The organism is Sphingopyxis sp. JAI128, from assembly GCF_014207235.1.
Taxonomy (GTDB): domain Bacteria; phylum Pseudomonadota; class Alphaproteobacteria; order Sphingomonadales; family Sphingomonadaceae; genus Sphingopyxis.
The window spans coordinates 349139-362326 of record NZ_JACHDA010000001.1 but is presented as its reverse complement, the minus strand read 5'-3'; the positions used below and the strand labels follow the sequence as shown (position 1 = coordinate 362326).

At 59.0% G+C, this 13188-nt stretch carries 17 protein-coding genes and 1 tRNA gene; 2 read left to right on the top strand and 16 right to left on the bottom strand.

Annotation, left to right across the window (positions count from 1 at the left end; all coding sequences use genetic code 11):
• Positions 1-54 precede the first annotated feature (54 nt).
• Positions 55-837: a DUF1134 domain-containing protein gene (locus HDC35_RS01715; protein WP_184643128.1), complete on the bottom strand. Its 783-nt coding sequence runs from the start codon at positions 835-837 to the stop codon at positions 55-57.
• Between the two features lie 243 nt (positions 838-1080).
• Here HDC35_RS01715 and HDC35_RS01710 point away from each other — a divergent pair.
• Positions 1081-1173: transfer RNA gene (locus HDC35_RS01710), tRNA-Ser, on the top strand.
• A 399-nt stretch (positions 1174-1572) separates the two neighbouring features.
• Here HDC35_RS01710 and HDC35_RS01705 read toward each other — a convergent pair.
• From HDC35_RS01705 to HDC35_RS01635, 15 genes are all read right to left on the bottom strand, one after another.
• Positions 1573-2103, bottom strand: a complete 531-nt coding sequence (locus HDC35_RS01705) for an SHOCT domain-containing protein (protein ID WP_184643127.1) — start codon at positions 2101-2103, stop codon at positions 1573-1575.
• A 60-nt stretch (positions 2104-2163) separates the two neighbouring features.
• On the bottom strand, positions 2164-2460 hold the full coding sequence (locus HDC35_RS01700) for a hypothetical protein (RefSeq protein ID WP_184643126.1): 297 nt from the start codon (positions 2458-2460) through the stop codon (positions 2164-2166).
• A 140-nt stretch (positions 2461-2600) separates the two neighbouring features.
• Positions 2601-3038: a hypothetical protein gene (locus HDC35_RS01695; protein WP_184643125.1), complete on the bottom strand. Its 438-nt coding sequence runs from the start codon at positions 3036-3038 to the stop codon at positions 2601-2603.
• 83 nt (positions 3039-3121) lie between these two features.
• Entirely contained in the window at positions 3122-3829 is a 708-nt protein-coding gene (locus tag HDC35_RS01690) for a hypothetical protein (RefSeq protein WP_184643124.1), read from the bottom strand.
• 272 nt (positions 3830-4101) lie between these two features.
• Positions 4102-4368 carry a hypothetical protein gene (locus HDC35_RS01685; RefSeq protein ID WP_184643123.1) on the bottom strand — a complete coding sequence of 89 codons (267 nt, stop codon included), beginning with the start codon at positions 4366-4368 and terminating at the stop codon, positions 4102-4104.
• 32 nt (positions 4369-4400) lie between these two features.
• A complete protein-coding gene (locus HDC35_RS01680) occupies positions 4401-4997 on the bottom strand; it encodes a hypothetical protein (RefSeq protein WP_184643122.1) in 597 nt (198 codons plus the stop codon).
• Between the two features lie 361 nt (positions 4998-5358).
• Entirely contained in the window at positions 5359-6837 is a 1479-nt protein-coding gene (locus HDC35_RS01675) for a hypothetical protein (RefSeq protein ID WP_184643121.1), read from the bottom strand.
• Positions 6797-7033, bottom strand: coding sequence for an AlpA family transcriptional regulator (locus tag HDC35_RS01670; protein WP_184643120.1), 237 nt, complete (start codon positions 7031-7033; stop codon positions 6797-6799). Before HDC35_RS01670 ends, HDC35_RS01675 begins: the two co-directional genes overlap by 41 nt.
• Positions 7034-7104: 71 nt before the next feature.
• A complete protein-coding gene (locus HDC35_RS01665) occupies positions 7105-7374 on the bottom strand; it encodes a hypothetical protein (RefSeq protein ID WP_184643119.1) in 270 nt (89 codons plus the stop codon).
• Positions 7371-8609 (bottom strand): site-specific integrase, encoded by a 1239-nt coding sequence (locus HDC35_RS01660; RefSeq protein WP_184643118.1) that lies wholly within the window; start codon positions 8607-8609, stop codon positions 7371-7373. The genes HDC35_RS01665 and HDC35_RS01660 overlap by 4 nt, the downstream gene beginning before the upstream one ends.
• Positions 8610-9105: 496 nt before the next feature.
• Positions 9106-9861: an arsenical resistance protein ArsH gene (arsH, locus tag HDC35_RS01655; protein WP_184643117.1), complete on the bottom strand. Its 756-nt coding sequence runs from the start codon at positions 9859-9861 to the stop codon at positions 9106-9108.
• Positions 9862-9864: 3 nt separating this feature from the next.
• On the bottom strand, positions 9865-10932 hold the full coding sequence (arsB, locus tag HDC35_RS01650; protein ID WP_184643116.1) for an ACR3 family arsenite efflux transporter: 1068 nt from the start codon (positions 10930-10932) through the stop codon (positions 9865-9867).
• A gap of 10 nt (positions 10933-10942) precedes the next feature.
• A complete protein-coding gene (gene arsC / locus HDC35_RS01645; protein WP_184643923.1) occupies positions 10943-11371 on the bottom strand; it encodes an arsenate reductase (glutaredoxin) in 429 nt (142 codons plus the stop codon).
• Positions 11371-11892: an arsenate reductase ArsC gene (locus HDC35_RS01640; RefSeq protein WP_184643115.1), complete on the bottom strand. Its 522-nt coding sequence runs from the start codon at positions 11890-11892 to the stop codon at positions 11371-11373. Before HDC35_RS01640 ends, arsC begins: the two co-directional genes overlap by 1 nt.
• A gap of 6 nt (positions 11893-11898) precedes the next feature.
• Positions 11899-12285, bottom strand: a complete 387-nt coding sequence (locus tag HDC35_RS01635; RefSeq protein ID WP_409437929.1) for an ArsR/SmtB family transcription factor — start codon at positions 12283-12285, stop codon at positions 11899-11901.
• A 248-nt stretch (positions 12286-12533) separates the two neighbouring features.
• Between HDC35_RS01635 and HDC35_RS01630 the strand changes: the two genes are divergently transcribed.
• The gene (locus HDC35_RS01630; protein WP_184643114.1) at positions 12534-13178 is read left to right on the top strand and encodes a PepSY-associated TM helix domain-containing protein; all 645 of its coding nucleotides are present in this window, start codon (positions 12534-12536) and stop codon (positions 13176-13178) included.
• The last annotated feature ends 10 nt before the right edge of the window (positions 13179-13188 follow it).

The window sequence follows — 13188 nt, the reverse complement described above, 5'->3', positions numbered from 1 at the left end:
GAAAAAGCCCGCGCCGAAGCGCGGGCCGTCGCCCCCGTGGCAAAACGGTTGATCTTAAAAGGGTACCCAGTTCTGCTTCTTGCGGAACTTCATATAACCGACATTGGCGCCAAGACGCGCGCCGACGCCGACGCGGATGGGGATCAGGACGACGTCGCCGCGACGCAGATAGCTCGCGTTGAAACCGCCGACGAGATAGGCGGCGCCTTCGCCCGCGGGATAGCGCTTGTACAGGTCTTCGCTGTCGAAGAGATTGTAGACAAGGACGAAGGTGTTCCCGGCATTTGCGCCGGCGTCGAACCCGACCGACGGGCCGGTCCAATAGGCCGGCAACTCGCCCTCGATCTTGTGATGGAGCGTACCCGAACCATAGCGGACGCCCAGTACCAGTGCGCCGCCGGCTTCACGGCCGACGATATAGGCATTGGGTTCGCCCTGCTTTTTCAGTATATCTTCGATCAACCCCGCCAGACCTTGCGCGCCTTTGCCGAAAATGCCTTCGGCCGCGCCGATCAGGTCGTCCTTCTTGTAGGTCGAGCCATCGTCGGGGGAAACGTCGGTGGCGGTGATGTCGACGGGGGTATCGGCGCCCGCCGTCGTCCCATCGACCGGGACTTCGCTCGTTTGCTGATCGCCGGTCGCGAGGTCGCTGTCGTAAGAATCGCTGGTCGTCGGCTCGCTCGACGTCGCCGGTGGTGAGGGATTGTCGAGATCGGAATCGATCTGCATGTTGCTAGGGTCGATCTCGCGCATCTGTGCGGCCGCCGGTAGTGGCGTCAGCGCAAGGCCGATCGATGCCAAGCCCGAAAAGGCGAGGCTGGTGAACATTTTCCGCATATTGGACCCCCAAAAGTCGAAGCGCGCCGCCGAGGTGAAATCTCTTTTTACCATGACCCGCTTTGGCGGTCGGGCAATGAACGGGCGATGACCCGAGTCGAATTTGCGCCGAGCCGAATCATCTGCACGACAAAATGCGCGCGGTCCTACGAAAAATGTACAATCTTTGCCGTTGCGAGCCGCGAAGTGCATGGCTATAGCGACCCGCCTAGGCCAGACTGTCGTTAGCCCGACAGGCCATGCGGAGACGTGGGTGAGTGGCTGAAACCAACGGTTTGCTAAACCGTCGTACTGGTAAATCCGGTACCGAGGGTTCGAATCCCTCCGTCTCCGCCACATTTCCTTATTTTTCAGTAGCTTATCCGCGCTGCGGCGCCAGCTACCTCATTACCTACCACATGCGGATTTTGCTGGCCGACGGTTTTTCGTCGTTTTCTTCAACCGCTTGCGGTTGTTGCGATTCTCTGACGATTCGACGCCGATGGTGGCCCTAGGGTTAGTCGCGAACCAGTTGAACGCGACCTAACTCGGCAAGTTCGCCGCAAGAGTTGCAACGGAAACGCGCGGCTTCGCCCGGCGCTTCGTCGATAGCTTCAAAAGGGCCGCTGACATTGGGGGCGCTCGCGCCCGTCTGCCAGTTTGCATGAGCCGGGTTTTCGTTCTCTGTCCACGTCGCCTTACCCGACGCGCCGCACGAGCAGGTTACATTCCTCGCTAAACTTTCCTGTTTCGCCATTATCGTGCTCGTAGAAGTTGAAGTTTTTTTGCTGCAAATTCTTCGTCAGTGACGAAGCCTCGCTCTTTGAGTTCCGCAAGCTTCGCGAGTTCATCCATCGCCGACGGTTGGGCCTCGGCCGGTGCGGCGAAGGTCTGACGTTGGGAGCGACTGCATTCATTGTTCACGCGCTGTAGGCAGGATTCGACCGCCTTACGGACTGTGGACTTGTGCGCGAGGTAAAACACGATTGGTAGAATCCAGCCAATCCATGTGAATGCCAACAGTATCAGGAGAATCCAAAATGCGAAGGATGGGCGATAGTGGACGTCGGCAACGACCAAAATTCCGTCGTCGATCCGGCGAGCCGAAACGACCGTCGTGTCGGCGCGATTTATAGAGCCGAACGTGGCTTCAATGGACTTGGCGACGATTTCGTCGCCCTTCATTTTTGCGCTGTCCGACACCTTCTTGAATTGAATGAAGGCATGGTCGAGGATTTCACTCTCCGACTTGTCAGTTGCAATTCGTTCGCTCACTTCAAAGTTCATTTTCGTTCTCCGTGGACTCAATTAGCCACGAAGAAGTTGCCATTCGGCTAATGTACGCGTTTATGTTCGCCCGTATAATGCGTCCACTTCTTCACGCGCGCATTTCCATGCGACGCGGTCGCGCAAGTCGTCGTCCAGTTCGAGCATATCTGGATTTCTGTCGAGATAATACGTTTGTTCTCGTTCCAAGCACGCCTTTCGCGAAAAGGTAGAACGTGGTTGTGAAGGCAGATATTCGCCCACGTCGATGCCAGCCAAGCTTAGCAAAAAGATTGCGGCAAAGGATGACATGGAAAGCCCAACCCATGCGACGCCGATACGTGCTAAGCCCGACGCGTTCGCCCACCACTTCAGCACTTCGTTCTCCGATACATATCGCGACGGTAGCGAGAGAATTACGACGAAAACTTTATCAAGGAATAAAGGCCCCGACCACGCATGGCATAACGTGGCCGGGGCAGTCGGGGGTGCGGAAGGAAAAGGGAACGCGCCCCCAACTAGCCGGGCGGTACGAAGGGAAGCCGACCGGCGATTTCGTCGCGCTCTTTGGGCGCCAATTCCCACAGTGGGGCCGCGAGCAGCGGGATGACGTCTAGATCGATCGCACCGGCCCCTGACGCGCTGACGGCGTCGGCAATGGGTTGCGCGGGGTCCGTCAGGCCGATGACCGCGCATAGGGGCAATTGATCGCCCTGGGCCTTCCCGCGCCACGGTAGCGCGAGCGCGGCGTCTTCCATGCGGAACAGCAAATGGTGCAATCTGAAGAACGCCCGTTGCTGCCCCGGCGGCGCGCTAAGGTCGGCCGCTTCGGGTAACGCTACGCCAGCCGCTTGGGCATAGGGTACGAACAGCGGCAACGCGTGTTCGGCGAAGTCTTCGGTCGGCGCTTCGTCGAAGTCCCAAGGCAGGATTTCGGCATAACGACCGACGACCATCGTATCCCCCATCGGACTAGGCTGGCTGGCGCTCGACACGTCCAACCATGCGGCTAGCCGGGCAAGGCGTGACGATGCGACGGTCATACTTCGACGCGGGTCTGAAGCTTCGCGATTTCAATCGGCGAATAGAACGACGCATGGACGTTGGCGATGAAGCCGGGATAGCGTTTCGCGATCCTGTTCAGCTTTACGGACGTCTCGATATATTCGAGCGATTCCGGCGCAAACTTCGCGACGATTTTCTCTTTGAAATCCAAGACGACGTCTTCGGGAAGGCCCAACAGGCGCCACGAATGATTATACATCGTCAGCGCGAAGTCGGGATCGTCCAAGATGGCTTCGCGAATATTGGTGTAGCCGCCGTCCCCGTTTTTCGCTTCGCGAGCAATCCAGTCGAGGGCGCGGGTGTAGATCGCGTTGCGGGCGGGATCAGCGACGAAACGCGTTCCCATAATTTCGCCGCTCGAACTGACGAGTTCCTTCGCCCGCGCTTCCAACGTGCGTTGTGTCGCTTCGGCGGTCGCCGCCAGCTTATTCGCGACCTTCGCGGCCTTTTCGTGTCGCACCGGCTCCGTCACCGTCAAATCTTGCGAGATACGGCCGAGCAGTTCCGCGCTGCTTTCGGCGGTCGTGTGAACTTCCTTGATTGCGTTGTAGACGACGTTGTCATTTTCGAAGCTGGCGGGGTCGCCAAGCATCGGCAAGCGTTGCGTCGGTAGCCGAAGCTGTTGACAAAATTCGACGGCTTTTGCCGTTTGAACCGGAGTGAAACCGGGGGTCGTATTCATTTTCGTTCCTTTCCTTCAATCGTCTGTCGCGGGCGTCCGCGATCAGCCTTCGTTGCATTGCCGCCCATGCGGCTTCGCGTTCGTCGGCGTGTTCGGCCGCGACGCGCATTGGGACGACGATGCAAGATTTCGGCGCCGCGCCGTGCCGCGCGATGAAGCGTCCGATGGCGTCTTCGTCAGTTTCGCCGTGCGCCACTTCGACGACATTCGGCACGGCTGCGGCGCTACCGTTTTCAAGTCGGGCGATGCGACGGGCGAGACTTGTCCGCATGTCACGACCGCGCTTCCAATGCGTCGATGCGAGCGTTCAAGGTTTCGATTTCGGCGTCGCTCAACAGTCTGCCCACAATCGCGAGAATGTTCGCGAGGCGGCTCGCGTCCTGAACGTCGATCAGCCCGGCGCGCGCTTCCCTGAACAGCCGGGCGGCTTGAGCGGCAACTTCCCGCGTCGTCGTCAGCTTTGCCCTGAACGCCTTCTTGCGGGGGGTAGATGCCGACGTCGGCGCGTCGCCTTGGGTTGCGGTATCTCGATCCTGCATAAAACTGCGGCTTAGCGCCTCTCATCATCCGACTAGGGCGCAATAACTACAGTATAGACACGAAAAAGTATATATAGTTCTCGTCTAAGCATAATGAATAGTTTTCCTTGCTTAATCTTCATCATGTCTTCAATATAGTCTAGCGATCTACCTATTGTTGAAATTGGCGGTTCGACGTATTCTTCGTTGCTGAATAGGCAGTCTTGCGGAAATGTTGCGCGAAAGATAGCGAAGTGTTCGTCGCCGTGCGTCAAAGACGTGTCGAAAAATACGCGCTCGCGTTCGCGCTCTAAGTGGCCTTCCACAACGACGGCGACTGCCTTGTCGCGTGGGAATGCCTTCGCCATTTGGTCCGCGATGGCTTCGTAGTCCGCTTCCGACCAACTGACGGGAAAGCCCTTTTCGTCCCAGCCGCGTTCGGCGACGTGCTTCAACATGAGCACGGTCGTTCGCGCGGCCTGAAGTACGACACGCTGCAATGGTTCGTTGATGCGAAGTTCTCTGGCTGCGATGAACAGTCCATATGCGAACGTCATCTGCGCTACGGCCTTCGTTGCTCCGTCGATCACGTTGACGACCGGCAGGAAGTTTTGCAGCGTCGGCGGCGGCGACCATTTTTGCGCATTCATTGCGACGGTCCTTTCGACCTTATGTGGGAATCTATGTGGTAAGTCGTGGCGTCATCATCGGTGACGCTTCGAAATGGCTGCGACATGACGGATAAATACTCCGTCACTCGTCGCGATCTGCGACTAAGCCGCCGGGCGACGACGCCGCAGCGCGATATGATCGCTATGCAAAATCTATGAAGCGCCGAATGATGGCAAAGCCATGCAATTACGTCATAAAATGAAGATATATGAATATATGAAGATATGAACGGGTAGCTGTTCGACCATTGATCTAGGACGCTTTGTCCCCTTCGCTTCATATTTTCATATTTCAGTATTTGGCAGTTTTCTGCGGCTTTCCCGTTCATATGGAGCAGGGTCACTTCATATTCCCCTGCAACACACCGCCGACGTTGGGGACGAAGAAGACGGCATTCTTCGCTCGCTCGACCTCGTTGTTCGGATTGTATTCGGCGAAGCGATACGACAGGAAGCCGTGACCGAATGTGGTCTTCGCCTTCGGGCCGCTCAAAACTTCTATTTCAGCGTTGTCGCAAAGGCTTTGGATTGTCCGCTTCAGCGCGGGCGTGGCTTTGATCGGGTCGTCTTTGAATAGCGGTAGGTTCAATAGACGGCGCTGAAGATATTGATGCGTGACGAGGCCGTAGCCGTGCATTTCCGGGGTGCCGCCAAACTGGCCTTTGATTTCATCGAACGGGCGTTGCGCGCATTCACGCATGACCATGCGAACGCGATCTTGCTGAAGCAGTTCGTTGCCAGCGGCTTCGCCGATTTCGCCGCTGTCGAACTTCGCTATCAGCGCGTTGGTTTGATCGACAATGACGTTCGTTGCCCACATGCTTTCGGCGTAGGTAATGCGAGGGGAGAGGGGATCGACGCCGACCGCGTTCAACGCTGCCAGCTTCAAAGCCTTCAGATAGACGCGCGTCCATAGGTGACGTGTCAGTTCGTTCGCCGCGTCATTGACCTTGTCGGTCGTCCAATGTTCGAATTGATCGAAGGTAACGGCGGCGTCTTCGGTCATGCCGACTTCGCAAACCCGCTTCGACCCCTGAAGTTCGAGCGCGATTTGCGACAGGCGTTTCAAGCGTTCGATCAAATGTGGGCAGGGGGCGAAGACGCGATCTTTGTTCTGATAGGGTCGCGGTGCCGTCGTTTCGAATATGGTGAAACGGGGCAACAGCCCCGATAGAATCATGCGACGGTCGAGCGCGGAATAGAACGTTTCGGGCGTGGTATCGCCGACGATGCTTAGCGCGGGCGAATTGACGACGCCGGGGTTGTTCTGCTTGTCGCTGTAAGCTGCGTCGTCAAGAACGGCGCCAAAGCCGCTCTTTGTGTAGACGTGCAACATGAAGCGTTCGATGCCCGCCTTGTTCGTGTCACGCTTCGGCGACGCGAGTTGTGCGAGCATCAACCCTGCTTCACCTATGATGCAAAGCATGGACGGGTTGCGACGGATCGCGAGCGCCTTGTGAAGACCGGGCGCCGATACGATTTCGCCGGGGCCGCGTATCTCGCTTAATGCTGGAAACGCCGCTTCCAAGGGTGCGAGCAAACGTCCGATGCCATCCGGCCCTTGCTCTTTGCCGGTGCCCGTCGGCGCGACCGTCAATAGATACTGGTTCAAGCCGGTTCCGCTGACATTGTGCGAGCGGCCGACAATTGCTGCGACGAAGCCTACGGCGGCTACCGTGGCGATGGTTTCGTTGGGGTAGGGGGCGGCGTGATAGATATAGCTGGCGACGTCGCGAACGACGCCCGGCGGCACGTCAAGGAATTGCGGCATACCAGCATCAGGCCGCGACGGCGCGCTGGCGCTGAAGGTCGGCCACAAGGGCGCGTATCTCGTCGTCGGTCTTCCCGGCCACGCGGGCCGCTATCACGGCGTCAACGGCGTCGCTAGGCCATGCCGACGCGCGGCCTAGCTTCACCGGCCGGGGGAACAGCCCTCGCCGCATGTCACGGTAAAGCGTTTGCCGGGCGAGCGCGGTCGTCGCGATCACGTCGGGCATTCGAAGAAGTGTAGTCATCGGTAGCTTCCCATAGCGGTTGATAGCCATTGGGAAGCACGGCCCAGCCAAGGCGGGCAGGGGGAATAATTCTACGTCGAAACCAACGCTAATCGACGCTTTTCAATACGACGTTCGACGTCGCGAATCTTGACCTTACGCGCTTCGGGATCGGCGTCTTCGTAAGCCCGCCCGGCGTAGCGACCGACGAAATGTTTGGCTGCTTCGCGGCTATTCGCGAAGGTGTTCGCGATGACGGCGCGAGCGGCTTCATCATCGAGCGCGGCTAGTCGTTCGTCGAACGGACGCCCCGCCTTCGCGGGGTCGAACGTCGCGCCGTCGATGATGGGGAGACGGGTCACGCGGCCCCCTTGATAGCGACGACGTTCGCGTTCGGCTTTTGCACCGTGCCGCAGTACGTTGCCCAATCCGACATTAGCCGGGTGCGTTTCGCGAGTAGGTCGCCGCGAGCATATGCCGCTTCGGCCTTGTCCTTCAGCAAGTGCGCCAAGGCGTGTTCGATGACCTCGCGTGGGTATGCCGTCGTCTCACCGGCCCAATCGCGAAATGTCGAACGGAAGCCATGTGTCGTTAGCCCCGCCCGACCCATGCGAACGAACAATTGGCGAAACACGTTGACCGACATTTCGCGACCTTGTTCGGCGGGGAATACGAGGTTTACGCCCTTCACTCGCGGCAACGCCTTCAACAGTTCGATGGCCGGGTCGGACAATGGAACGCGATGCTCTTTGCCTGCCTTCATCCGTTCCGCCGGTATCGTCCAAAGCTTCTTTGCGAAGTCGATTTCATCCCAAGTCGCGCCGCGAACTTCGCCGGAACGCGTGGCGGTCAAAATGCCGAACTCCAAAGCACGCGCCGACATGCCGGGGCGTTTACGCAGGGTCGCGACGAACGCGCCAATGTCGGTGTAGTCTACGGCGGCGTGATGCTTCGGCGCGCGCTTCACCTTGCCCAAGCGTTCGCGCATGTTGCCTTTGAGCGCGGCGGGATTGTCGCCTTCGCGGAACTTCTTCGACTTCGCATAATCGAAGACGGCTTCGATGCGACCGCGAAGGCGGCTAGCCGTTTCATGCTTCGTGTCCCAAATGGGGGTCAATACGGCTTCGACGTCATCTTCGGTGATGCTGCCCACATGTTTGTCGCCAAGGGTCGGGTAGGCGTAGGTTTCGAGCGTCGCGCGCCATTGGGCGATATGCTTCGGATTCTTCAACCCCTTCGTTCGAAGCGCGATGGTTTCTTCAGCGCATTGCTTGAAGGTGCGATGCTTCGCGCTTGCGGCGCGTTGCGCTTCAGCCTTTTGGCGACGTTCGGCCCTAGGCGAAACGACGACGCCGGTTTCAAGAAACTGCTTTCGAAGGGCGCTGGCTTTTTCGCGAGCGTCCGCGAGGGACACGTCTTCGCACGAACCTAGGCCGACGTCAGTCCGATGGTCGCCGACCTTTATGCGCAGAATCCACGACCGGCCTTCGCCCGCAATCAAAAGATACAATCCGGTGGCGCCGCCGACCGCGTAACGGCCATCTGTTTTGAACGCTTCGACCTGCTTTACGGTCAACGACGAGACAGTCTTCGGCATCTTCGATATTCCTACCACATGAACTACCACATAGAATCATGGCTTCGGGTAGCCGTCAAGAGCCTTCCGTAGTCAACGGCCTATGTTAACCATCTATTATATCGTGGGAAAAATAGCCATCGGTAGCCGTCCATAGTCATCGGGGCGGCGGTCTCCGTCTCCGCCACCTCGCATTGATTTAATCGAAATTTTTTGAAGGTGGTGCGCGGGTTCCTGTAGCCGTTCCCCGATAAGTGACGCGCGTACCCTTCCGTTCAATACGGCGAGCGGCTGCCGCAATCGAAGCCCCCGGCAGGATGCTTTGGAGTGCTTGTCGCGTTTGGATCGCCGGGCGACTTATCGGCGGCGCTCAATCGGGGCGCACCTCGACATTTCTCAACAGGGGAGGGGCAATCGTCGACGGACCCACATCTGTTCGATCATTCAGCGGAGCGCGTTGCTTTCGTAGCAAAGTTGTGCGGCAGGTCCCCTCCACCGGTCTTCCTCTAAAAGGTTTTCACGTTCCCGGAATGCCGGCAAGCTCGGCGGGAGTTGCGACCGATTCGCTCCGCTCCTTGCGTTCCGAGTAGCGATCGACGAGCTGATCGGAATGGCGGCGGGTGAGCACGGTGAAGCGCACAAGTTCTTCCGCCACATCGACGATGCGGTCATAATAGCTCGACGGCAGCATCCGCCCGGCCTCGTCGAACTCCTGATAGGCCTTGGCGACGCTCGACTGGTTCGGAATGGTGATCATCCGCATCCAGCGGCCAAGGATGCGCAGCGTGTTTACGCTGTTGAAGGACTGTGACCCGGCCGAAACCTGCATCACGGCGAGCGTGCGGCCCTGCGTCGGGCGCAGTCCCTTGTAGGCGAGCGGAAGGTGATCGACCTGCGCCTTCATGATCCCCGTGATCTGGCCATGCCTTTCGGGGCTGCACCAGACCTGGCCTTCGGACCAGATGGAATGCTGGCGCAATTCCTCGACCGCCGGATGATCGTCGCCTGCGACCTGATCGGGGAGAGGCAGGTCGGATGGATCGAATATGCGCGTTTCACACCCGAAGAGCCGGAGCAATCTGGCGGTCTCTTCGACGACGAGGCGCGAATAGGATCGCTCGCGCAGAGAGCCATAAAGGAGGAGAATGCGCGGAGCCGGGTCAAGAGGACCCAGCCCCAGCGCAGGTTGAGCATGGAGATATTCGGGGCTTAGCGCCGGGAAATGGTCCGGATCGGCGAGCGGGCGCAGACGCGCGTAAGTGGGTGCAGGCATTGATCAGATTTCCAAAGGGGTTGAGGCAGGGAACCAGCGGCGGCCGAGGCGGAAGGCTACGCCGACGAGGAGGATGAGAACCGGAACTTCGACGAGCGGTCCGATCACGGCCGCGAAAGCGACAGGAGAGGCAAGCCCGAAGGCTGCGATCGCCACCGCGATCGCCAGCTCGAAATTGTTGCCCGCCGCGGTAAAGGCGACCGCGGTCGTGCGCGGATAATCGGCGGCGATGAGCTTGCCCATCCAGAAGCTGATGAGAAACTGCACGATGAAGTAGATGGTAAGCGGGATCGCGATATGCACGACGTCGCCGGGGATGGTCACGATCTCTCCGCCCTTGAGGCTGAACATTGCGACGATCGTGAACAGAAGCGCGACGAGAGTGATCGGGGCGATCCGCGGCAGGAAGCGCGTCTCGTACCAATCATCGCCCTTTGCCTGCGCCAGATATCTGCGCGTCAGAAAGCCTGCGAGAAAGGGGATGCCGAGATAGATGAGTACGGCCTCCGCTATCGTCCAGAAACTTACGTCGATGACGCTGCCTTCGAGCCCGAACACGGGTGGCAGGACGGTGAGGAAAAGCCATGCGTAGACGCTGAAAAACAGGATCTGGAAAACCGAATTGAAGGCGACGAGCGCCGCGACATATTGATTGTCGCCCCTGGCGAGCTGGTTCCACACGATCACCATCGCGATGCAGCGCGCGAGGCCGATCAGGATGAGACCGGTCATATATTCCGGCTTGTCGGACAAAAACAGGACCGCGAGTGCGAACATGAGCACGGGGCCGATAACCCAGTTCTGAACAAGCGATATCGCCAGGACGCGTCGGTCCTCGAATACCCGCGGCAGCTCGTCGTAACGGACCCGGGCCAGCGGCGGATACATCATCAAAATGAGCCCGATCGCGATCGGGATGTTGGTCGTACCTATCGACAATGCGTCGATGGCGCGCGGAAGGCCTTTGAACAAGGTCCCCAGAAGGACGCCAAGCGCCATCGCAAGGAATATCCACAGGGTGAGATAGCGGTCGAGAAACGACAGGCGTTCGCGTTTGGCTGTTGCGGTCATGCCGATCTTCTCAGTTCCCGATGGGTTGGCCGGCGGCGTCGATGACCTTCTCGCCGTCCTCCTTCGTGAAGGCACCGCGCTGCGGGGTGGGCAACAGGTCGAGGACGAGTTCGGACGGCCGGCAGAGTTTTACGCCGAGCGGAGAAACGACGAGCGGCCGGTTGATGAGTACCGGATGCTCCATCATCGCGTCGATAAGCGCCTCGTCGCTGAGCGCCGGGTTGTCGAGACCGAGCTCCGCATAAGGTGTGCCTTTCTCGCGAAGCAAGTCGCGTGGGCTGATGCCGGCACGTGCGATCATTTGTTCGAGCAGGACGCGCGTTGGCGGCGATTTCAGATATTCGACGACATGCGGTTCGATGCCGGCATTGCGGATCATCGCCAATGTGTTGCGCGACGTGCCGCAGTCGGGATTGTGATAGAGGATGATGTCGGTGATCACGGGTTTGCTTCCCCAGCTTGCGTCGCGCCACGACCGCGACCAATTTCCTTGAGCTCGCGCTCCATTGCCATCGCATCGATGCTTTCATGCGGAAGAACGAGGAACTGCGCGACCCGGTTCGACAGATAGTGCAGCGCACGTTCGAACGCCTCGCGCTGGCCTGCGCCTTCCACTGCGGCGGGGTCTTCGATCCCCCAATGTGCCGTGACCGGGTTTCCCGGCCAGATCGGGCAGGTTTCGTCTGCAGCACCTTGGCAAACGGTGAAAATGAAATCGAGCTTCGGAGCGCCGGGCTGCGAGAATTCGCCCCAGCTCTTCGAGCGAAGGCCGACGGTGTCGAACCCAAGGTCGCCTAGCAGTTCGAGCGCAGCGGGGTGGACGTCGCCCTTCGGGAAACTGCCCGCGCTGAAGGCCCGAAAACGTCCTCCGCCCTGGCGATTCAGTAGTGCCTCGCCGAGGATCGAGCGCGCGCTGTTCCCGGTGCACAGGAAGAGAACATTCTTAATGTGTTGGGTCACAGCCTCTCAACCATTGCAAGTGAGGTTGGTGAATATGTCCGCGCACATATCGGGCGCACCCTGGCAGCAATCCTTCATGAGAAAGGTAAGCAGCTTGCTCATCCCTTCATAGTCGGCCCGATAGTGGATCAGGCGGCTCTCGCGTTCGGCCTGGATCAGACCCGCCCGTTCGAGCGTGGCAAGATGATGCGACATCGTCGATGGTGGAACCTTGGCCTGCTCGGCAATCGTACCTGCGATCATCCCGTCCGGACCAGCGGTTACCAACATACGGAAAACGGCGAGCCGTGTCTCGTGCGCGAGGGCTCCCAACGCGTCGACGGCCCAGACCTGAATATTAACTGCGCTCATTTGCGACGACCTTTCTAGAGATGTCGAAATATCGATATCCATCGCTGTGTCAATTTATAATTCCAGAAATATCGAATTATGAAAGGAAAAGCCCTAACGCCACGGTTGGCTGAACTGCATCTTGCGGCAACAGGCCGGATATCCGGAGTGGCGTCTTCCCGCTTCGGACCGGCGCTAATTCGATGGCCGAAACCGATTAATCCTCGAACCGGCTCAAAACAGGATTCATTATTGTAATTGCGAATCGTTCTCGATAATGCCGCGTGCATCATCCTCCTCAGAATCCATCCATGCACGCACCCCCATCTTCACGACCGGCGACCAGGAAGAGCCGGAAAGCCTTTTGGCTGAAACAGCTGCACATGTGGCACTGGATGAGTTCGGCCATCAGCCTGATCGGCCTCCTGCTCTTTGCGATCACGGGATTCACGCTCAACCACGCCGCCGATATCGAGGGTTCGCCCATCGTCACCCAAAAGACGGTACAGATGCCGCCGGCGTTGCTTGCTCGGCTGAATCGTTCGATCCCCGCTGCCGATAAGGCGCCATTGCCGCCGGCCGTTGCCGAATGGGTCGAGGCCAGCTTTCCGGTCAAGGCGTCGAACGAGGCCGAATGGTCCGACGGTGAAGTCTATCTTCCAGCGCCGCGTCCGGGCGGCGACGCCTGGGTCGCGATCGACCTTGCGACCGGGGAAGCGTCGGGCGAAATCACCAGTCGCGGTTGGATATCCTACCTCAATGACCTGCATAAAGGGCGGAACTCGGGGGACGCGTGGAGCTTGTTCATCGACATCTTCGCCTTCGCCTGCGTCGTTTTCGCGGTCACCGGCCTGTTCCTGCTCCAGCTTCATTCGGCGAAGCGAAAAAGCACTTGGCCGCTCGTCGGGCTGGGGTTGGCTATTCCCGCCGCGATCGCCGTCATCTTCATTCACTAGGGAGACCGTT